Source organism: Actinocatenispora comari (assembly GCF_017312725.1).
Lineage (GTDB): Bacteria > Actinomycetota > Actinomycetes > Mycobacteriales > Micromonosporaceae > Actinocatenispora > Actinocatenispora comari.
In genome coordinates, this window is record NZ_BOPO01000006.1 from 162,943 (window position 1) to 183,595 (window position 20,653).

At 70.6% G+C, this 20,653-nt stretch carries 22 protein-coding genes and 1 pseudogene; all 23 read right to left on the reverse strand.

Going from position 1 to position 20,653, the window contains the following annotated elements; translation table 11 throughout:
- Window positions 1–9: 9 nt before the first annotated feature.
- The 23 genes and pseudogenes from NUM_RS03615 to NUM_RS03720 all read right to left on the reverse strand — a co-directional run bounded on the left by NUM_RS03615 (window position 10) and on the right by NUM_RS03720 (window position 20,553).
- Complete coding sequence (locus NUM_RS03615; RefSeq protein ID WP_207123091.1) at window positions 10–627, reverse strand: hypothetical protein; 618 nt, start codon at window positions 625–627, stop codon at window positions 10–12.
- Between the two features lie 187 nt (window positions 628–814).
- Window positions 815–1,477, reverse strand: a complete 663-nt coding sequence (locus NUM_RS03620; protein WP_207123092.1) for a hypothetical protein — start codon at window positions 1,475–1,477, stop codon at window positions 815–817.
- Window positions 1,478–1,816: 339 nt separating this feature from the next.
- A complete protein-coding gene (locus tag NUM_RS03625; RefSeq protein WP_207123093.1) occupies window positions 1,817–2,854 on the reverse strand; it encodes a DUF4192 domain-containing protein in 1,038 nt (345 codons plus the stop codon).
- Between the two features lie 158 nt (window positions 2,855–3,012).
- Window positions 3,013–3,660: a hypothetical protein gene (locus NUM_RS03630; RefSeq protein ID WP_207123094.1), complete on the reverse strand. Its 648-nt coding sequence runs from the start codon at window positions 3,658–3,660 to the stop codon at window positions 3,013–3,015.
- Between the two features lie 362 nt (window positions 3,661–4,022).
- Window positions 4,023–5,033: a DUF4192 domain-containing protein gene (locus NUM_RS03635; protein WP_207123095.1), complete on the reverse strand. Its 1,011-nt coding sequence runs from the start codon at window positions 5,031–5,033 to the stop codon at window positions 4,023–4,025.
- Window positions 5,034–5,229: 196 nt separating this feature from the next.
- Window positions 5,230–6,009 (reverse strand): hypothetical protein, encoded by a 780-nt coding sequence (locus NUM_RS03640; protein ID WP_207123096.1) that lies wholly within the window; start codon window positions 6,007–6,009, stop codon window positions 5,230–5,232.
- A gap of 257 nt (window positions 6,010–6,266) precedes the next feature.
- Window positions 6,267–7,052, reverse strand: a complete 786-nt coding sequence (locus NUM_RS03645; protein WP_207123097.1) for a hypothetical protein — start codon at window positions 7,050–7,052, stop codon at window positions 6,267–6,269.
- A gap of 594 nt (window positions 7,053–7,646) precedes the next feature.
- Window positions 7,647–7,973 (reverse strand): hypothetical protein, encoded by a 327-nt coding sequence (locus tag NUM_RS03650; RefSeq protein ID WP_207123098.1) that lies wholly within the window; start codon window positions 7,971–7,973, stop codon window positions 7,647–7,649.
- Window positions 7,970–8,362 carry a hypothetical protein gene (locus NUM_RS03655; RefSeq protein ID WP_207123099.1) on the reverse strand — a complete coding sequence of 131 codons (393 nt, stop codon included), beginning with the start codon at window positions 8,360–8,362 and terminating at the stop codon, window positions 7,970–7,972. Before NUM_RS03655 ends, NUM_RS03650 begins: the two co-directional genes overlap by 4 nt.
- 225 nt (window positions 8,363–8,587) lie before the next feature.
- Window positions 8,588–9,283 (reverse strand): hypothetical protein, encoded by a 696-nt coding sequence (locus NUM_RS03660; protein ID WP_207123100.1) that lies wholly within the window; start codon window positions 9,281–9,283, stop codon window positions 8,588–8,590.
- 134 nt (window positions 9,284–9,417) lie between these two features.
- Window positions 9,418–10,113 (reverse strand): hypothetical protein, encoded by a 696-nt coding sequence (locus NUM_RS03665; RefSeq protein WP_207123101.1) that lies wholly within the window; start codon window positions 10,111–10,113, stop codon window positions 9,418–9,420.
- Between the two features lie 114 nt (window positions 10,114–10,227).
- Window positions 10,228–11,319, reverse strand: a complete 1,092-nt coding sequence (locus NUM_RS03670; RefSeq protein ID WP_207123102.1) for a M23 family metallopeptidase — start codon at window positions 11,317–11,319, stop codon at window positions 10,228–10,230.
- Window positions 11,320–11,505: 186 nt separating this feature from the next.
- The gene (locus NUM_RS03675) at window positions 11,506–12,000 is read right to left on the reverse strand and encodes a hypothetical protein (RefSeq protein ID WP_207123103.1); all 495 of its coding nucleotides are present in this window, start codon (window positions 11,998–12,000) and stop codon (window positions 11,506–11,508) included.
- 3 nt (window positions 12,001–12,003) lie between these two features.
- A complete protein-coding gene (locus tag NUM_RS03680) occupies window positions 12,004–12,921 on the reverse strand; it encodes a hypothetical protein (RefSeq protein ID WP_207123104.1) in 918 nt (305 codons plus the stop codon).
- A gap of 220 nt (window positions 12,922–13,141) precedes the next feature.
- Window positions 13,142–13,828 (reverse strand): GGDEF domain-containing protein, encoded by a 687-nt coding sequence (locus NUM_RS03685; RefSeq protein ID WP_207123105.1) that lies wholly within the window; start codon window positions 13,826–13,828, stop codon window positions 13,142–13,144.
- Window positions 13,829–14,000: 172 nt separating this feature from the next.
- Complete coding sequence (locus tag NUM_RS03690; protein WP_207123106.1) at window positions 14,001–14,558, reverse strand: hypothetical protein; 558 nt, start codon at window positions 14,556–14,558, stop codon at window positions 14,001–14,003.
- A 113-nt stretch (window positions 14,559–14,671) separates the two neighbouring features.
- Entirely contained in the window at window positions 14,672–15,028 is a 357-nt protein-coding gene (locus tag NUM_RS03695) for a hypothetical protein (protein ID WP_207123107.1), read from the reverse strand.
- 286 nt (window positions 15,029–15,314) lie between these two features.
- Entirely contained in the window at window positions 15,315–16,247 is a 933-nt protein-coding gene (locus NUM_RS37075; protein WP_225918314.1) for a hypothetical protein, read from the reverse strand.
- A 93-nt stretch (window positions 16,248–16,340) separates the two neighbouring features.
- A pseudogene (locus NUM_RS37900) lies at window positions 16,341–16,886 on the reverse strand (DUF3560 domain-containing protein); the annotation flags it as partial.
- A 15-nt stretch (window positions 16,887–16,901) separates the two neighbouring features.
- Window positions 16,902–17,618, reverse strand: coding sequence for a hypothetical protein (locus NUM_RS03705; RefSeq protein WP_207123109.1), 717 nt, complete (start codon window positions 17,616–17,618; stop codon window positions 16,902–16,904).
- A gap of 158 nt (window positions 17,619–17,776) precedes the next feature.
- Complete coding sequence (locus NUM_RS03710) at window positions 17,777–18,502, reverse strand: hypothetical protein (protein WP_207123110.1); 726 nt, start codon at window positions 18,500–18,502, stop codon at window positions 17,777–17,779.
- Between the two features lie 325 nt (window positions 18,503–18,827).
- Window positions 18,828–19,601, reverse strand: a complete 774-nt coding sequence (locus NUM_RS03715; RefSeq protein WP_207123111.1) for a hypothetical protein — start codon at window positions 19,599–19,601, stop codon at window positions 18,828–18,830.
- A 139-nt stretch (window positions 19,602–19,740) separates the two neighbouring features.
- On the reverse strand, window positions 19,741–20,553 hold the full coding sequence (locus NUM_RS03720; RefSeq protein ID WP_207123112.1) for a replication-relaxation family protein: 813 nt from the start codon (window positions 20,551–20,553) through the stop codon (window positions 19,741–19,743).
- Between the last annotated feature and the right edge of the window lie 100 nt (window positions 20,554–20,653).

Consider the following 20,653-nt stretch of genomic DNA (forward strand, 5'->3'; position numbering starts at 1 on the left):
ACCGGCCGTTTAGTGCCGGGGTGGGTTGTCGCGGGCGGTGGGGTCGAGTCCCCCCGTCCGGCTGGTGTGGTGGTCGTCGATTGCGGTGGCCTTCGGATCCGCGTAAGTCACCACCGAGGCTTTGCAGCGGGCCGGACAGCGCTCGGCCGGGTAGCCGGCCGACACCGCCACGTCAGACCAAGGGCAGTAATCGCCGATGTCGGTGGTGTGCTGGTTGATGACCCGACCGCCGCCCGGTGCCTCGCACCGCTGGTGGCCGGGCACCTCGTCGGGGTTCGCCACGCCGGGCACCGCAGGCAGGTCGCGGTGGCCGGTACTGGCTGGTTCTGCGCGCGGGGCGGCCCCGTCCCGGGTGTTGGCCGTGCCGTCGCAGCCGGGGCAGGACGGGTCGTGGCTGGTGTGGGCGCGCCGGACACCCTCGCCGGCCCGGTCGTGGTCGGGCGACAGGGCATAGTCGTTTCCGAGGGTGCCGATCACCCGGTAGCCGCGACCGGCAAGGCTGCTGCAGCCCTGCCTCGCGTGGTGCCAGGATTCGACCTGCACGCGGTGTGTGCCGCCGTAGTGGTCGGTCCAGCTGTGCCAGATGGTGATAGTGCCGGCGTGGTTGTTGACGTGCGCGATGAGCATGCCCTCGCTCCTCTCCTTCAGTCGCGGGCTGTGGTGTTCTCGGCGCGGTAGCGTTCCCACCCGTCGGGTGGGACTTGGGCGGCGAGCGCGGGCACCGGCCGACGTGGCCGATGCCCGCGAACAGCGGCTCGGGATCATCTGGTGGTGCGGAGCCCGTGGCGACCGGGCGAGCTGGCCGTGGCAGGCCTCAATGGCCTGCGCGGGTGAGGAAGTCGGGCACCCAGTGCCAGCGCCGCCCGTCGGGCCCGGTGTGGTGGTCGGCCGTGGCGCAGCTTCCGTCGAGGCCAAGCGCGCCCAACGCGGCGGGGGTGTCACGGATCCACCGGCCGGTAAGCGCATCGTCGGTGGAGGCGAACGACCGGCAGCCGCAGTTCTGCGTGCAGGGATGATCGGTCCGGTCGAGCCAGTGTTCGGCGAATGGGTGCCAGCAGCCGCACATCCGCAACTCGTCGGCCTGCCATGCGGCGGGTGTGTGATGCTGCAGCGTCACCGGGCAGGCCATCTCCTGCACGAACCCGACGATCTCGTCAAACCCGTCCGGGGCACGATCGGCGCAACCGATGACCGCCTCGGTGTCGTGCCCGGTCGCGGCGACATCGAACCAGACTCCGTCCGGGGTGGCGGCCAGTAGCAGCCGTGCCCCGCCGGGAAACCCGATCGTGAGCCACCACGCCAACAGCGTGCCGGGCACCTGCTGCAGGAACTGTTCGCGGATGGTCGGCCGGTCGGCGTCGGCGACAGTGTTGACGAACCGTGCGAGCCGCTGGTCGGGCACCGTGGCGTCATCCGGCAGGCCAAGCTGCGCCCCGGTCAACAGCACCGCGCCGGCCACGGTGGTGGAGGTGAACACCCCGACCCGGGCGATGCCGTCGATGGGGATGGTGGGCCACGTTTCCTCGATCGCGATGCGCAGCAGCTGTTCCGCAGGTGGCTGCGGGTGGGTGTGGCCGTTGATGCGGGCTTCCTTGCTCAACAGAGTTGTCCTTTCTTGATGTCCGCCGGGCGGCGGGCAGTGGACGGCGCCGATCGGCAGATCGACGCTCGGGGGGTAGGAAGCGACCGTCGGGGCACCGGGTGGGTGTCCCGGCGGTCACGAACAGCGGCTGGTGGCGGCCGCGCAGAACGCGACCGGGCCCCCGAGCGCCGGCGGCGCGGCGGGTCGTGTCTGGTGTGGGCCACGTGGTGGTGATCAGTGCGGGTCGATGTCAGCGGCGCTGGGGCGCGTCAGGTGGGCCCAGCTCGGGGCGGGCGGGCCGGCGGTCACCCCGGCGTGCAGCAGCCGGGCGAGCGGGTAGGCGGGGTCTGCGGTCAGCGCGTGGTGCAAGGCGATGGCGGCGGTCTCGGCGTTGCCGCAACGCCAGCAGGTGAACGCCGCGATGGTCGCGGGCGCGGGGAGGTCGGCGTGGTCGACGCGACGCGCGATCTGGGCCCACACCTGCCGGTAGCCCCGGTCGCGGTCGGCGCGCAGCAAGGCGGCGTTCAGGACGGTCTCATCGCGCAGCCCGATGCCCAGCAGCGCGACATCCATGTCGTCGAGGCCGAGTGCCTGGGTGGGCTCGGATCGCAGGTGGTCGTCGATCTGGTCCAGGTGGCGCAGGCTGATCGCGCGCAGCGCGCGGCGGGCGGTGGCCTGGTCGTGGCGGTGTTGCTGGTCCCAGAAGCGCTGGGCGATGGCGGCGGCCGCGGTCATGCGGTCGCGGGCCGGCCCGGTGGCGGGCGCGTACTGGGCGGCCAGCTGTTCGCGGTCGGCCAGCACGGCTCGTCCTTGGACGACCATCTCGGCCGCGACCAGAGTGTCGGGCTCGGCGCGCTGCCAGTCTCCCCAGACATCCCGCACGCCATCCAGCGACCGGTAGTGGCCCCGGTTGACCTGCACCTGCCCGACGACAGTCAGGCCCTCGCCACGCACGCCGGCGCCCACGGCGCGGATATGGTCTGCCGCGGCGTCCAGGGGGCTGTAGGAGGCGAGAAAGATCAGGGGCAGTCGGCGGCGGTGCGCGCAGCCGATCAGATGCGGCAGCAGCTGCGGATCGTCGAGCTCGTAGGTGGCGATCGCCCAGTCGCCGTGCTCGTCGGCCAGAAGCGCCGCCAGTCGCCCGGACGGGTGGTAGCCGGTCAGGTACGCGATCAGGGTCAGCATCCCGTCCGGGATGGCGACGGCAAGCGGCAGGGTGACGCGGGTGTGGTCGGCCATGATGTCCTCTCCAACATGCGCGAACGCGGGCACCGGCTGAGGTGGCCGATGCCCGCGTTCGCAGGATCGATATCGGTGGTTGCTCGTGGGGTGCCGGAAGGTGGCAGGCGTCCGGTGTCTCCGGCCGGCCCGATGATGTGCGTACGGCGATGGCCGGGGCGCGGTGGGCGTCCCGGCCATCGGAGGCGGGTTCAGTGCTGCCGGAGCTGTTCGGTGAGCGCCTGGTGCAGGTGACCGATGACCTGGTCGAGCGGCGCGGGCCGGGACGGCCGGTCGTGGAGTGTGGACAGGGCCGTCAGGGTCGCGGTCAGCTCGTCGCGCAGTGGAGACGGTGGCGGGCTGATCAGGACGGTGTGGTGGCTGTCCCAGTCGATCTGCCCGTCCACGGTGGTGCCCAGGCCATGCAGGACGCCGCCGTCAGGAACCCAGACCTGCCTGCCGCTGACCAACGCCACCCCGTGCAGGATGCAGCCGAGCCGGCATCGGCAGCTGGGCGCCAGCCGGTTGTCGCGGCGCAGTGGGCAGTCGCTGGGGCACAGGTCCCTGCCGGTGTCGAGTTGGCGGTGCGGGGCGGCGTCGCCATGTTCCAGGTCTTCGCCGTGGCGGATCTTGGTGGCGATGACATCGATCAGGCCACGTATCAGCCATGCGTCGGCTGCCGCCATCCTGCTGCCGGCCGGCGGGGTCAGCAGCGCGACAGCTTCCAGCAGGTGCGCCAGCACCCGCCGAGCCGGGGCGAGTGCGTGGGTGTAATGGATCTCGCCTGCGGTGGGCCAGTCCGGCTGGCCGTCGGTGTCGATGGCGACGGTGATCAGGACGCCGGCCGCGTCGAGGAACATCGCATACCGTGGCAGCCCCCAATCGGGGATCAGCAGACTCGCCGGTTGTGAGCCGCAGGTCAGTCGACAGGAACACTCCGCGTCGGTGTAGCGGGTGCGCGGCGCTCGTGCGTGGCTGACGCAGCCGCAGTCGCAGTGTGCTTCACCAAGTCTTGGCAACATCAGAATCCTTTCAGCAGCGGGGAACGCGGACACCCGCCGCGCCAGGGGTGGGCGGGTGTCCACGTCGGGAACTGGGAATGCAGCGCTGGCCCGCCTGGGCAGCAACGGCGCGGTGGACGGTTCGGCGACTCGGATGTCATCGGGGGCGATGAAGGCAGAGCCGCACCCGGCGTGGCCTCTCAGCGCTCAGCGCTCAGCGCTCAGCGCTCAGGGCTGTGCGGGGTGGCGTGGGCGGGCTTGAGCGCTCGGTCGTCTGGTGGTATCTGCGCGTCGAGCGCGGTCCGCAACAGCTGGGCCAGCCGGTAGTTCGGGTCGGCATCCAGCGCGTGGGTGATCGCGAAGCGCGCGTTCAACCAATCGCCGTTGCGCCAGAAGGCGTACGCGCAGATCGTGGCGCAGGCGGGAAGGTCGTCGTGGTCGACGCGGCGCATCATCTGCGCCCAGAGTCGTTGGTAGGCGGCGAGGTTGGTGTCGAGGTACTCGATCGCCGCGTCGCGCACAGCGACATCGCGCAGGCAGATGCCCAGCTGCGCGACGTGGTTGTCGGGCAGGGTGATGGTCCTGGTGGGGTCGGCGCACACTTGGCGGTCGATGGTGGCGAGGTAGCGCTGGCCGATCGCGCGCAGGGCGTGGCGGGTCTTGTCCGCGTCGCGGCGCGATCGGTGCTGCCAGCGCTGGTTGATCACCATGGTGGTGTGGCGGATTGCGTCGCGGGCGGCGCCGGTCACGGCGGTGAACTGCGTGTCCAGGTCGGCGCGGTGGGCGTGTGCGACGAGGCCGTGGGTGACCATCGTGGCTTGGATCGCGGTGTCGGGCCCGAAGTGCTGCCAGCCGCAGTCTTCGCCGTCGTGGGGGTCGAGGACCTGGTAGCGGCCGTTCTGGATCTGCAGCTGCCCCAGCGGCCGGATGCCCGCGGCGCGTGCCGCGTGCGCGGTCCAGCGCAGCAGGGTGGTCGCCGAGTCCAGGTCGCTGAACAGCGCCAGGGCCACGGCCGAGGCGTGATGGCGTCGTGCGCACTCGACCAGGTGAGTGGCAATGTCGGGCGTATCGAGCTGGTAGGAGAGGATCAGCTCGACGTGGTTGTCCTTGAGCAGCAGGGCGACCAGCCGTTCGCAGGGGTGGTAGCCGAGCAGGTAGGGGATCGCCGTAAGCAGCGCATCCGGAGTGCTCAGACGCACTGGCTGGGGGCGTTGGCGGTCGTGGTCGGTCATGGCCGTCCTTCCTGACGACGCGAACGCGGGCACCGGCCGCATGGTGGCTGGTGCCCGCGTTCGCAGGGTCGTCTGTCGGTTCTAGTCAGTGGGGTTCAGGCAGCGCGCGATACCCGGTGTCAAGACGGGCCCCGCGCCGGGACAGGACCGGCTGGCGTGGGTGTCACGGCGCCCGGTCATCGGTGTGGCGCCGTTGTCAGACGTCGAGTCGGGTGAGGAAGTCGGGCACCCAGTGCCAGTGCTGGCCGTCCGGGCTCGTGTGGTGGGCGGCCGTGGCGCAGCTGTCGGCAAGCTTCAGCGTGGCCAGCATCTCGGGGGTGTCCAGGACCCACCGGCCCGGCAGATGGTCCTCGGTGGAGGCGAACCTGCGGCAGTCGCAGTCCTGGTCGCAGCCGTGCTCGGGGCCGTCAAGTCGGTGAGCGGCGAAGGGATGCCAGCAGCTACACATGCGGGTCTCCGACGCCACCCAGGCATCCGTGGTCTGGTGCTGCAGCGTGACCGGGAAGGCCAGCTCCCGCAGGCACTCGACAATCGCGTCAATGCCGGACGGTTCGCCGCCGTTGTAGCGGCAGATGGTCGGATCGCCGTCTGCGTGGTCTGCGGCAGCGTCGTACCAGACCCCGGTGGGCGTGACGGCCACCACCAGCCGCGGGCGGTCTGCGTAGCCGCCCGCCATCCACCAGGCCAGCACCGGTGCTTCCGCTTCCTGCTGAGCCTGTTCGCGGATGGTGTGGCCGTCGTCGGTGACCGTGTTGATGATGCGGGCCAGCCGCTGGCCGGCAGCCAGGTCGAGGTCGGGCAGCCGAAGCCGCCGGCTCCTGAGCTCCAGTGAGCCGGTGGTGGTGGTGAAGATCCCGATCTGGAGACGATCGTCGTTGGGGGTGATCTGGAACTGTTCGAGCAGCGCGACTGCGATCAGGGTGTCCTCGGGGATCGCAGCGCTGGCATGCCCGTTGATACGGGGCTGGTCGGTCATGCGTGTCATTCCTTTCTGGAGCGCCCGCCGGGCGACGGGCTGCGTTGGCTCGCCCACCGATCGGTGGAGCGAGAGGGGAAGACGGCGATGGCCGGGACGCCCGTGCGGGCCCCGGCCATCGCGAGAAGCTGAGCCGCCACGCGCCGCTCGCGGATGAACCCGTTCGCGCGGCGTGGTGAGGCCATCAGCAGTGGCGGCGACAGGTTGTGAGCCGACTGGCTGTGCCTCGTCTGGCTGCCGGCGAGGCGGATCTACTGCTAGGCGTCATCGGTGACGCTGATGGTGCGATCGTCGATGGTGAGGCTGTTGTCGACGACGTCGTCGACGTTGGACAGATCGATCTCCACGTAGACGGCGTCGTCTTGGATGCTGTCTGCGTCGGCGTCGCCTTCCACCAGGTAGCTGCCGACCACGGTGAACCTCACCCGGTGTCGTATCGGCTGCATGCCGTGGTCACGCAGGAACTCCTGCAGTCCCTCGGTGCAGATCGAGTCGCCAGTTTTGTAGTGGTCGATGGCGGCCTGCCGGATCGAGTCGAGGTTCGCCTCGCTGCGTCGCTGGTAGCGGGCGAACTCGTCACGCAAGTCGCTCAGCTGCTCAGACAGCCGCGCCTGACGCCCGCGGTCGGACCGGACCAGGTCGTAGAGCTGCGCGATCGCCGTGGCGTGCGACGGGTTCTGGTCCTGGTTGCGATCGGTGTAGACCAGGGTGGCTGCGGCGAGCTGCTGCAGGCTGCCGGCGGTGACCACGGGAACCTGGCCGTTGTCGGGCGAGCCGACCACCACGATCTGCTCGCCGTCGAGTACGGCGACACATCCCGCGGCGCAGTCGCCGACGGCGACCTGCACCGCCGCGGGTACTGGGCGCTCGACGCTCGCAGTGCTGGCAGACTCAGACGTGCTGATGTTGTCCATCAAGGGTGTCCTTTGCGTTGAAGACTTCTGGGATTGAGGTTCCGGCGCCGGACGGCGCCGGCTGTGATGGCTGCGCGGTCTGCTGGGCGGGGCTCGTGGCCGGGCGCAGCAGCGCATGAAGATGGGCATGGATTTCCCTCCGCGAAGGGCCGGATTGATTTGCGCGCAGCATCCGTCCATTGAGGACTGTCTCTGGGTTCAGCTAGCGCACAACGGGGCGACACAGCGCAGGTCGTGTGCTGGAGCCGGGTATGGCGAACAGTCCGCGACGGATGCTCGGCAAGCTGGACGCCTTCGGCTTCCACGTCGCGGCTTTGCACGGTTGTCTGCGCGAGGCGGCAGATCCGTTGTGCGACTGGCAATGAGGCGTAGCGATTTCTGATCGATCAGCCAGGTCGGCGCGATCACCCGCGTGTGGACGGTGGTGGATCGGGTCGTTGGTCGGGCTCGCAGTGTGGGGTGCTGGTGCGGTCTCCTTGGCGAGTTCGACCTCAGAGCCCAGGCCCTTCTGCTGCGGCCTACGCCGCGGCTCTGGTCATGGGTCGTTGCGACGGGCGTGGTTCTCGGCACAGTGCACGCACACGACGCGAGGGGCACGCTCTGCGTGTCCTCGATTCAGCGCATCGCAGTAGCAGTTGATCTCACACAGGAGACAGCCATAGAGCGTTCCCGCCTGGTGTGGATACTCGTTGTGCCGCAGGGGGGTGCCGTCGACATGCATGGCTACCGCCGCCTGTCAACGTTGATCGCGGGAGATGTGTGGAGCGCCGCACCGGCCAGGCTGGCAGCGTCGTGTGGCGGGCAGGCGGTGGCTGTGCCTGGGCGCCGGTTGAGCGCGTCGCGGATCATGGCGGCGTGGTGGCGGTTGTACTCTGCTGTCGGCCCGCCGAGCGGGTACCGGCCGCCGCAGGTGCGGTGCACGTCGACGGCCAACTCTTCGCCGTCCGGGCTGTTGATCGTGAGGGGGTACTTGTCAGGGATGGCATCGGTGGAGCAGTCGTCTTCGAAGCCGCTCCGGTAGTAGATGCCGCTCGGTGTACAGCTGTTCACCGGTGGCTCTCCTTTCTGCCCCGGCCGTCGTCGACGGCCTGGTGGGTGTGCGGGATGGTCGAGTCGAGGCGGGCCGCCTCGGCCCGCAGGTACTCGGCCCACGGCGACGGGCCGTTCACCGCGTCGGCCCACCGGCGGGCCATCGCGGCGGCACGGTCCGGGTGGCGGAGGCGGTCGATGAGCCAGCCGATCAGCGGCTGCGGATCAGCAAGCAACGGTGTGGCGACCGGGCAGCCGATCGGCAGCACCGTGTAGCGGCCGGGCACCATCTGCCACAACCTGCCGAGGCTGCACTCACCGACAGGCGTGTGCATCTCGACGGCCTGCATGCGGTCGCGGGCCGGTCCGACCGTGCTCAGATGGATGGACGGGGTGCACGGGTTTGTCATGACCACCTCCTGCGAGTCGGTGGGTAGCGGCGTATCACCTGCGGCGTTGGCGTGAGGCACGGTCTGTTGTCCTTTCTCAGCAGTGGCCCCGTGCTCCGAGATCGTCGGGATGGGCTCGGGGCGCGGGCGCAGCACGACGGCCCCACCAGACGACCCATGCGCCGCGGTAAGACCCGTGATGGTGTGGTGGCCAGTTGCACGCAGCAGCCGGCGTGTCTGTCGCGGTCAGCCGCAGTCGAGCTCGGCGCGTCGGCAGGTGGCCGGCTCGCCATCGCCGTGACCGCGGTGGCGAGCGATCGGCGATCTGGTTGAGAATGTCGGCCGGTTCGGTGTCGCAGCGGTGCACGACCGAGCTCTTCCGCGCACGAACCAGCCGCAGCGAGTGCCGAAACTGGCGCTCCGCGGCGGTCTCGCTGTGGCTCTCCGCTCTGGACGCTCAGTCGGTGTGGTCGATGCCGTGGACGCGCGTCCACCGCAGCCGCAGCGCCGGTCGTGGTCGAGGCCGGGATCAGCCTCGACCACGCTGGCACGACCGGCGAGCGCCCCGGCCGGCTCGTGCCCAAGGCCGAACGGGTCGCTGGCGTCGGTGACCAGGCCCGCTGTTCCCTCGGCGATCAGTCGATGAGGGCCGCGGGTGCCGGGAGAATCGAGCGCGCCGGGGATGGCGACCACCTGGTGGTGCAGGGCTGCGGCCAGCCGCGCTGGTGCCAGCTGCCAGGGCGCGTCGGTGCCGCAGATCTGCAGCAGTGGCCCGCACATCGCCGCAGCGAGCATGTCCTGCCGGTCGGCAGTGCCCGCCTGGTGGAGGTCGGTGTGGTCGATCCGCCAGCACGACACCAGAGCGGCGTGTTCTGCGGAGGCGGCGAGGCGCTGGCATTGAGTGAGGTTCAGGCGCCCGCCGGGCCCGGTCGGCAGCACCACGACGCTGCGGGTGGTCGACCCTGCCTCCGCGGCGAGGGTGGCTCCGCGGTGTGCGGCGGCGCCGGTGCCGCTTAAACCCGGCACATACTGTGACTCGCTGGGTGGTCAGCGCGTGTGCGCAGCGTTGCGCCAGTTCACCGCAGGAGTCGCTGGGGTCCTCGCCTCCGACCACGGCGATACCGCCGTCGGTGGCGAGCAGGTCCAGCCGGCTGGTGCCGTGCACCCACAGGCCCAGTGGGATGGTGAACGCCCCGCCGGATACCTCGTAGACCGGGTGCGGGAGCCGCAGCGGCCAGCCCGAATCCTGTGGGGGTGAGATAGCAGAATCCGTGCCGGGCGGCGTAGTCGAGGATCGCGGTGGTGTCGATGGTGGTCGGATGCCGATACGGCATGCTATGGCGCAGCCAGGCGGCATCGTCGTGGTCAGTCAGCCATGCGAGGGTGGCCAGCGCGCCGTGCTCGGCGACCCGCGCGGCGATGGTCGAGTGCCTGGGGCCGACCAGTTCGGTCAGCGCCAACCGCGCATGCACCTGCGGGCTCTCGCTGGCAAGGGCGGCCGGATGCAGGTAGTGGGCCGGGTCCGGGGCGTCGGTGTCGGTGACGCTCACGGCGATCTGGTAGCCGCGGACCTCGACGGTGATCCCGTCCAGGTCGGCCGGGCTGACGCGATACACCCAGGCGTAGCGGGCGGCTTGCTCGTCGGTGTCGAGGCAGGCGGTCGCCTCGAACGCCCACTGGTGCAGGGTGTCGATCGCCTGCTGCGGGTCGTCGGTGTCGAACTGATGGTCGTCGTGGTATCCGGTCGCGGTGATCCGGTAGTGGCGTGTCATGACACATGCCGTCCTATTCACTCGGTCACAGGGTGGAGACATCAGCGCGGCGCCGCTTCCGGCGCGCGTTGGCTGGGCTTCTTTCGGTGAGAGCAGGCAGCGGCGTTGGCCGCGTCAGGCTGCCTGTTTCTGGCCTAGTACCAGGTGTTTGCTGCGGTAGAAGGCGACCGGGTCCACGGCGCCGGACGGGTTGGGGTCGTCGCGCAGATGGATTTCGAAGTGCAGGTGTGGGCCGTCGGCGTTGCCGGACTGCCCCACCACCCCAATCGGCGCCCCGGTAGCCACTTTCTGCCCTACGTGGACGGAGGGGCGTGTGGCCATGTGGCAGTAGCGGGTGATGATGTGATCGGGGCTGCGGATCTCGACGTACCAGCCGCAGCCCGGTGTGCTGATCGACCCGTTGATGGTGCAGTTGCCGGTGGCGGGGTCGCAGCGGGCGACGGTGACGGCGCCTGCGTGCGCGGCGTGGATGGTGGTGCCGCGGGCCGCGGCCAGGTCGGTGCCGTTGTGATCGGGGCGATCGGGTGGCCGGAAGCCTGAGGAGATGGGGGCGATAACCGGGCTGATCCACGCTGCAGCACTACATCCAGCGGGGACAGCACTAGCCGAGGACGGCCCGGTGCCGGTAGTGCCGTGGGTGGATGGGCGGGTCTGGACGGCGGCGGCGTCGGCCGCACCGACCGTCGATGGCTTGCGGGTGATGGTGGCTACCAGGCGGGTGGCGTCGGACGCCCATTGGGCGTAGGCATCCGGGAAGGCGGAGTTCTGGACCGCCTGCGCCGCCGCGGTCAGCGACAGATGTTGCCAGCCAGGAACGCGCTGCAGGGCGCGGTAGAAGGCGGTGGCCGCATAGGTAGGGGTGTGCAACTGGGTGGGGGTGCCCCAGCCCTGGCTGGGGCGTTGCTGGAACAACCCGACCGAGTCACGGTCGCCGCCGACCAGGTTATGCAACGACGACTCCTGGATCGCGGTGGCCACCGCGATGACCCAGCCGCGCTGCGGGACATGCAGCTGCTGCCCGACACCGATGATGGTGGCGGCGTTGGCGGTCTGGGTCGCGTCGTAGTGCCCGATCCGGCCCGGCGCGGATGCCACCGTGCAGGAGCTGGTGGCCGTGTCCTCGCCGAACATGGTGCCGAGCGCGCCGACGCCGAGGAACATGGTCAGGACCGATCCGCCCAACAGGGCGGCGACAGTGCGCAGCATGGCGTTCTCCAATCAGCCGACGCGACCCGGCCCCCGGGTATGCCGATGCCGGTGGCGTCGACTCCCGGGGGCCGTGGTGATGGTGAACAGCGGCCAGCGACACTGCCGGGCAGCCGAACTCGAAACTGTGTGTCTACTGTGGATGGTGGGTGTTCTGGTGGTGCGGTTGCGCGATGCGCTGGCGGTCTATTGCTGTTCGTCCAGCAGGTCGGGAGTCCACGTGGCGGAGTCGACCGACCCGTACCACTCGTCCTTCATGCAGTCGCAGCTGCGCATCGGCGGGCCCTCAGCGTCACCATCGCAGTACGCCTGTTGTGTGCTGTGGTGCGAGACGTCGAAGTCATCGGCGCCCCGGTAGATGGCCAGCGCACTGATCAACGTGGCGCGCGGCCAGATATCGAACAGCTCACGCATCACGTCGCGGTGTCCATGCCAGCAGACCGCGCGGATGCGCCGGCCGTGGCGACCGAGTAGCCGATACCGGTCGGTGACCGGAAACAGGCGCAGACGCACCCGGTAGTGGACGGTGCCGCACAACGTGTGCTCGCATCGGCTGCGCGGGCGGTACTCCCCCAGGCCGTCGACCTCGGCCTGCAGCCCTTTGCGCTCGGCGATCGCTGCCAAACCGTCGAACACGTCTGCCTCATGCACGATCGACAGGCGTGGTATCAGAACGATCATCGCTTACGCGTCCTGTGCGGGGCGACGGTTCGGTCCCGGCTGTGACGTCTGCGGTCGATTCGTGTTGGGGCAGTTGTCGTGCGGCTGTCGGCACAAGTGCATGCCCAGCACCATGACGCCGCCTGGTTGATACGCAGCGCGGGCGGCGGCACGGGCCAGAGCGACGAAGCGCCCGCTGGTGCCGGGCCCTCCGCACAGCAAGAGGTCTCCCTGGTCGCCGGTGAGTTGCTCGACGGTGCGGGCGGCGTCGCGCTGCTCGGTGGGGGTGGTGAGGGTGGCGGTGAACATCTCCAACCCGATCGCTGCCCGCAGCGTGGCGCGCAGGGTGGGCATCGCCGGGTCGTGGTCGTTGGTGACATGAGGCGGGGAGATGCTGCGTACGCGGCGCGCCATGGCCAGCAGCTGGGCGCTGACCATGACCCCGATGTCCTCGGTGCGCGGTGCGGTGGACCGGGTGCGGTAGTGGGCGATGTCGAGTCGGATCTCCAGCCAGCGGTCGGCGCCATGCCCGGCCCGGTGTTGGCTTCCTGGATGGTCGACGTCGTGCTGGCACCAGCAGTCGGGGTGCTGGCAGCGTGGCCGGGTGTCGGGGTTGGCCCGGTAGGTTGCGAGCTGGCCGGCGATCATGGGGCAGGCGGTGCGGGTGTAGCCGGCGCAGGAGGGATGGGCGCCGGGTTCGGCGACTACCCCGTAGCGGACGTCGATGGGACGTGCGAGCACCACGATGGTGGGCTGGCTGGTCAAGCTGGTGCCGCAGATGCCGCACAGCCGGTCGGCCAGGCAGGCCCGCAGCCGCTGGTCGTCGAGCAGACCGAAGACTGGTTGGCCGTCAGCGTGGCGGGCGGTGGCGATCGGTACGGCCCGGCCGCCGTGGGTGGGCAGGTGATGCAGGCCGGCGGGGATGGGTTTGCTGTCGGGCATGAGGCTGGTCTCCTTGCGGGAAGGTTCGACCGGTCTCGCCGACGTAGTGGCGCTGCTCGACGGCAGCACCACCAGCAAGGCGAGACCGGTCGAGCGAACGGCGTGATGCACAGGGGAAAACGCGACCCCCGGTGAAGCGGGTCGGAGTAGATGGCGGCCAGCGCGTGGCTGCCGGTTGGCGTGGCCACGGGGCAGGCGTGCGGATGCCGCACGCCGAGCGCTACCGCGCCGAGGTCGTGGGGCGGGTGTTCACTTCGGTCGGCGGGCTCGGCAGTTCTCGGGTCCGCACTGCCGGTCGGGCGCCGTCGGGTGCGGGGCTGCCGTCGCGGTCGGGATCGTAGACCAGCGCTATGCCGCGGCGGCGTTTCGCGCTGCGCAGGGCGAGCCCGGCGCGGGCGCGGTCTTGTTCGTCGCTGCCGGTGCGGGTGCTGATGCCGGCGGTGGCGCTGAGGGTCAGCTCGACACCGTCGATCTGGATCGGCTGGGATAGCCAGTCCAGCAGGTCGTCGATCTGCCGCTGCGCGGTGGCCGTGTCAGTGGTGCCGGGTAGCACGATCAGGAACTCGTCGCCGGCCAGGCGGGCCACGTGTGCCCGGCTGACCTGTGCCCAGACCCGCATGGTGACCCCTGCGGCGGCGATCATGCGGTCGCCGATGTGGTGCCCGTGGCGGGTGTTGACGGCCTTGAGGTGGTCGAGGTCGACCATCGCGATACACGCCTCGGGGTGGGCGGGCATCAGCTGCTCGTAGACCGCCCGCCGGTTGGGCAGGCCGGTCAGCGGGTCGTGCAGGGCCGCCTCGCGCCACCGGTCGGTGGCGGTGGCGTGGTGGCGGGCCGCGAGCAGGTAGCCGCCGATGGCGGCCAGGACAACCGCCAGTGCGGTGGTCGTGGAGTGTCGTATCGACATGACAGATCTCCGATCTGAACGGCCGTGCGCGCCGGAAAGCCAGGGCGCAGCAGGCGCGGCGCCCGCCGGATGGCGGACGCCGCGGACGGGCAGAGCATGGAGCGGGTGAGCCCGTGCTGACCGGCTCACCTCGGCGATCGGCCGCGGCGTGAAACGCCGTGCGGGCGACGGGTCACGACGCCGTCGCCTTCGGCATGGGTGTCGGCGTCGGGTTGGGAGTGGCGGGCGTGGCCTTCGGCGTCGCTGCCGACACCGTGTCGGCGCAGTCGCCCATCAGCACCGCCCCGTAGACGGTCAGCGCGAAACGCTGCAGCAGGGGGCTGCCCGTCAGGTGCGGGCCCGCCGGCCGGGCGGTTCCGCACTGGTAGCCGCAGGCGTAGGCGCCGGCGTTGCCGGGCTCGTGGAAGGCGCCCTCGAACAGCGGGCTGGTGGATGTGGCACCGTGCAGGTAGCCGACGATGAACGACTCCCGCCACGCCAGCCGCACCCGGTCGGGCAGTTCGATGCGCCGGTCGGGTTGGGCCAGGGTGACGGCCGGAAGGCGCAGCAGGGTCAGGCTCTGCTGGTAGGCCTCCACCGATCCGTCGGGCAGCACATGTAGGGGTACGACGCGGGCGCCGCTGTCGGTGGTTGCGGGATGGTCCAGCGGGCACAAGGCCAGCGGTAGTACCTCAGCAACCTGTTTCGGCGGCCGGAGTATCCAACGCAGACGGCGCGGAAGTGCGGGCATGACGAACTCCTCGGTAGCAGATGGATTCGGGCATGGAGAAGGCCACGTCCTGGTGCGGGGCGGCACGCGACGTGGCCTGGGAACTGGTGCAGGAATCTGGCTGCTGTGGGGGGTTACAGGTCGAGCACCGGCAGCGCGGCGTTGAGGTAGTTGATGATCGAGGCCAGCAGCGGAGCCAGAATCCGGTTGGCGCGGGGATCGTCGCCGCCGGCGATGGGTGCGCAGCTGGGCCAGTCGATGCGGCCCATCGGCAGCAGATAGGCGCTGAGCACCGTGTGATGGTGGGCGGGATCCAGGAACAGCACGCAGTCGGCCTCCCGAGCCACGACCGTGGTCGGCTGCGTGGCACACACCAGCACGCACCGGCACTGCCGGTCGCTCCACACGGTGCGGGGCTTGCCGTGGTGGATCGGGCAGCCGCAGTCACACGCCACCGCCGAGCCGGTGGCGGTGGTTGAGGTATCAGTCATGTCGGGCCTTCCTGTTCTCGGCGCCGGCAGGCGCCGGGTCTGGCCGCAGGGCCGGTACCCGGACGTGTTGCCCGGGTGACCCGGCTGCGGCATGGTGTGGCAAGGCGTTGCGCGCGGCCGGATCGGCTGGCGGTGCACGAACGCGTGGTCTGCGGCGGGCCGGCAGTCGAAGGCCGGTGAACGGTGCTTCCGCCGGCCCAGGGGCCGGCGCGGTCGGAGGTCGCGCGGCCAGGGCCGGTGCAAGGCACCAGCGGGCATCCGGCGCCGCCGTCCGCGGGGGCGCGGGCTATCGGGCGTTGTGATGGTTCGGATCGGGTTCGACCGTCGGCTCGGTCGACGCCGCGCAGTCGGGCGCCGCTGTCGCGCCTGAAGGGCCGGCGGCGGTTTCGTTTCGGTGGACCGCCAGCCAGATCGACTGGCCTCGCCCTTCGTACACCGCGCCGTCGTCGGTGGTGAGGGTGTAGTGGGTGCCGTGCTCGCCGTGGCAGTCCTGCGCATCCACCGAGGCGATCGGCCCGGCGAAGGTGCGCCACAGCCGACGGCCGCCACCGTGGTGTTCCCACACCCCGGCCACGAGATCCCCCACCTTCAGATGGTCGATCCGCACGTCCTGCGGCTGGCGGTCGGTCGGGATTCGCCACGCCGGCGCAAGCTCGTAGGCGGGCAGCGACGCGGCGACATCCGGCCACGGTTCGCCGGCGTCCAGCCGCTCGTAGACGGCGAGGAGGCGGGCCGAAAGCTCCCGCTGCTGCGCCAGCTCGGCGGGTGTCGGGAACGCCCTCACTTCCGCGTCGGAGGCGGTGACGGGCAGCCCGTACACCATCCGCATCGCGGCATTCACGTTGCGGGCCAGATCGCTGTATTCGTGGTCTCGTCGCGACGCCCGAGCTGCCAGACTCGACCAGCGCGCCACCTTGACCGCGAGCTCCACCGGCCACGGCTGCCCGCTGGGCTGGTCGAGCTGCAGCCCGCCACGGCGCCGTCCGCCGATGTCGTTGTAGCCGATCGTGCGCTGCTGTTCCTGGTCGATGATCGACACGGACTTCGCGTTGATGCGCGTGACGGTGTACCAGCCGCCGAACCGCGCGAGGCGCACCCGGTCTCCCTTCTGGAAGTGGTCGCGCTGCCACGGGTCGTACTCCCCTGCCTCGCGCATCGCGTCGATCGTGCGCTGCTGGTGGTCGATGTCGTCGGTGAGACGGGCGATCTCGCGGGCCATCCGCTGCTGGTACTCGCCGCCCGCTGTGGCCTTGTCGTGCCGCCGCTGGTAGGTGCGCCGTTTCGCCTCCAGCGTCTCGACGCGCCGCACGATCGCATGCGGGTTGTGCTTGGCCGCCTCGTTCGCCGCGGCGCCGGCCGCCCGGTCCGCCTTGCGGCCAGCCTTGTCGTCCAGGGTGCGACCGCGGCGGTCGAGGTCGTTGCCGCGCTTGATGTCGGCCCGGTGCCGCCGTTCGGAGTGGTGGCCCTCCAGCACCGGCTGGCCGAACGGGCGCCGCGCGGCGATCTCGTGCGCCGCGGCGTGTGCCGCAGCCGCACCGGCAGCGGCCTTCGCGGCGCCGGCCTCCAGCCGTTCGACCCGGTCAGCGGCTCGGGCGGCGCGGTCGGCTTCCCGCTCGGCGGCTGGCCGCCACTGGTTGTCGACCTCGATGGTGACCTCGTGCCCGGCCGCGCGCAGCGCCTCGGCCGCAGCGTTGATGTTCTGCTGTTGTGCGTCCTTGTCGCGGCTACCGCGGATGAAAATCCCGACCGAACGGCGCCAGGTGAACCCGTGCTGCCGGACGATCTCGTACACCCCGTCGCCTTTGGTTGATCCTTCCAGGATCGTGCCGTCGCGATGTGTATGGCGAATGATGATCACTGTCGCTCCTGACCGCTAGTAGGCGAGGTCGGGTCGGATGTTGCGGAGGCAGGCGGCGATCGCGGCCATTTGTGGTTGCACCACGGCGCTGGTCGACCAGTCGTCATCGCGGGCTGTGACCTGGATGCAGCTTCCCCAGCTGATTCGTCCCGGGCTGCTCCAGATGGTTGTCAGCAGCCTGCTGTCGTTGGTGTCCAGGAACAGCAAGCGGTTCCAGGCACGGGAGATGAAGCTGGTGGGTTGGGTGGTGCAGTGCAGTGCGCACCGGCACCGCGCGGTGTTCCAGGTTCTGCGCGGGCATCCGTGGTGCAGTGGGCATCCGCAGTCGCACCGTGGGGAGCTGGCCCGGGCCAAGGGCGCGGTGCCAGGCGCGGCGGGAGCGAGGTCGCCGAGGTCGGGGAGGCAGGCGCTGAGCGCGGCGAGTTGGGCTTGCAGGACGCCCGCGATGTGGGCGTTGTCGGCACACATGCCGAACTCGTGCAGGCTGGCCCAGTCCACGCGGCCGTCGTCGTGCCAGCTGGCATACGACAGGGTCAGGTCGTCCGGGTTCTGGAACAGCACGCCGTGCAGGTAGCGGGTGACGATGGTGGGCGGTTGGGTCGCGCAGCTCAGGGCGCAGCGGCAACCGTCGTCGTACCAGGTGCGCAGGCGTACGTGATGGACGGGACAGCGGCAGTCACAGCGCAGCCGGACCGACGGCTGATCGGCAGGTGGCGCCGGGGTGACGGTCATGGGTGTCGGCTCCTTCTCTGATGCGGATCTGGTGGATGGCGATCTGCGTGTGTCCGGTGTGCGGGCACACGACAGCGCCGGCCCGGTCGGGGTCGGCGCTGTGGCGCGGTGATGGGGGATGAGTGGTGATGCGGGGTGTGTTGGAGTGCCGCCGGGTACTACAGGCGGGCGCACACCAACCAACTGCCCGGACCCATGCAGTCCAGGTGATGGTTCGCCTTGGTGAGGTAGGCGAACCGATCGGCCAAGCTGTCGGATTGCGGGAACCAGAAGTCGCCCATGAGGCTGCACATCTCGTCTCCGACCACCGACGACATCACTTGGAACCGCCAGTATTTGCCGCATCCGGCCTGAAACACGTCCAGGTTTTCGGGTGCCAGCCTGACTGGGATGTCCGTGCGGGCGTTGTACTCCAGCATCGCGGCGACCCTCGGCTGCTGTTCGAACAGCTTGGTGATCGTCTTCTCGTCCGCCCGGGGGTTGGCCTGGGTGATCTCATCCTTGGTGCGTGCCCTCGGCGTTCCCGCCGTAACCTGCGCCCAGGTCCACCACTCGTAGTCGGCGTTGCGGCCGGCCTGAGCGCGGATGCGGTCGAGGCGCAGCGATCCCACCCGCCCTCCGGCGGCATAGCAGTACCGGCCCTGACGGGTCGGGTTGATCAGCCGCTCGCGGCGGGTCCACCGATGCGCTCGGTAGACCGGCGCCAGCCCGACGGTGGAGTACCCGGCCAGATCGTTGAGCCGTTCACTCACGGTGTACCAGTCGGGCCGTTCGGCCATACACACGAACCCGACCAGTACGGTGCGGGGATCGTGCCGGCGCGGGCCGGTGGGGGTGGTAGGAATCGTGCGGGTGGTGGGCACGCTGCCCGCAGCGGTGGACATGGCCGGCTCCTTCCTTGCCCTGGTGGGCAGACTGACCGCCGAACAGTCGGCGGGGACGGTGCGGCGTGGGTAGTGCCAGTGCGACCAGATCGCTGTGTCGACAAGCCACCGGTGGTGGGTGTGGACAACAAGGCGACCGTGAGGGCCAGAACTGGGAATGCACAACGCAGCAACCGTCAGGGAAATGGGGAAAAGGTGAGCCGGCAGATTAGCGGCCCAATCGCACAGCACAACCCCTGTCCGCAGCTACGGGGAGAGCCCTGACCTGCACTGTTAGAAGGTGTGCGAAGGTCGCGTCGTCGATCGGGGACGCGGCTGTCCCCGGTTAGTGGTAGTGCACCGCCACCACGATCGTGGATGGGGGCAGGCCGGCCAGGACGGCATCGGCGGCGGCGCGGTAGACCGCCAGCGCGTCGGGGGTGTCGGCAACCGGGCGCAGCAGCCGCCCGCCGGGGCAGACCATCCGATCACCGGCCACGGCGCGGGTGATGCGGCGGGCGGTGAACGCGGCGCTGCCGGGTTGAAGGTGGTCCAGGGCGGTTGCGTACCGGTCGGGGGTGAAGCGGGCGAACACGGTGAGGGTGTCGGCCCGTAGGTCGAAGTCGCGCATCGCCCGGATGCGGGGCTGCGCGCCGAAGGCCCGTCGCGCGGCATCCAGAGTGACCACCTGGGGATCGGCCTCGTGTCGGGTGGCGAACAGTTCCCAGCGGCGTGCGGGTGGGGTGTTCCAGGTGACGGCGTCGAACAGCCGCCAGAGCACTTCGGCGGCTCGCTGTGCGCGGCGGGCGGCCAGAGCGCGGTCCACGACGGCGATCGGGCCGCCGGCGCACGCCCACCGGCCGGGTGCCTCGTCGGGCCGCGCCGAGACCAGCAGGGCGCGGTCGGTGCCCGGGTGGGTGGGCCAGAATCCGGTGGCGAAGCTCCAACGCTGCCCGCCGGGGCGGGCGGCTGTGCGCGGCGGGCGCGGCGAGTAGCGCGGTGCCGGCGGGTCAGCTCCGGCGGTCCGATCGGGGTGGCGGGACAGTGCGGCGCCGATAGCGGCGGAGAGTGGGGTGTGCGGGGTGAGGTCGGGCAGGCAGAGCAGAACAACGGGACGCATGGCGGCTCCTCAGGACGTAGCGGATCGGCAGCAATCTGGGCGTGGCGGATCTGCGATGGCGGGATGCATGGCGTGTCGGCCTTGATCTGCCGTGCCGTCGCGTGCCGTGCCGTGGTGTGGCGGGCCGTGGTGTGGCGGGCTACTCCAGGCCAGGGTTGAGTGGCCCGGGAAGCTGGTGCGGGCAGGGCACCTGGGCCAGTGGCAGCAGCTCTCGATGGCCCGGGACGCGCCAGAGGCACCCGGCGGGGTCGGGCCCGGTGACGATCAGTCCACGACGTCGACCGGGGACCCGGGCGGCGATCGCGACAGCGAACGGTAAGGGCGGCTGGTCGGCGAGCGCGTCGTGCAGGTGCTTGGCGCGGGTGGTCGTGGGAAGCCAGAACAGCACCGGCCAGGCTGGTCCCCCGGCCTGCGCGAGGCGGGTGTACGCGGGCAGTTTGTCGATCAGCCGCCGCAGGGTTTCAGTGCCGGTGTCGTGTTCGAGGAAGAAGCCGACGGTGTGGCCGCCAGCGCGCCAGACGCCGTGCCCGTCAGGGTGGATGCGGTGACTGAAGGCTTCGGCGGTCCGCCGCTCTGACCACCACCTGGTCAGCTGCGCGCCGGGGTGGGTGCGGGCGTGGGCGCGTAGGTCGACGAACGTCTGGTTGACGCCCAGCAGATGTTCCAGCCGCGGGGAGGCGATCAGCTGGTCACGCCGGTGGGTCACCGCCGCCCGCGCCGGTGCGGGGCGGCCGGCGGACAGCGCGATCAGCCTGGCGCCGAGAACGCCGATCGTCCAGTGCCAGCCGGTGACGTTGCCCGTGTGCGGGTTGTACCGCCGGAACCGATCCAGCAACCCGAGCCGGAACAGCCGGCGCAGCCGCCGGTCGGCGGTGCTGTAGGCGCCGAAGCAGATCGCGGTGATCTGGCCGGTGGTCAGGGTCCCGTGCTGGTCCAGCAGCTCCAGCAGCATTCGATCGCGGCCGGTGATGGCGCCGGAGGCCGCCGCCAGACCGTCCGGCCAGCCGGCGGGAGCCGGCCGGCCGGAACCGAGCGGGCCAGCGGACCCGGCG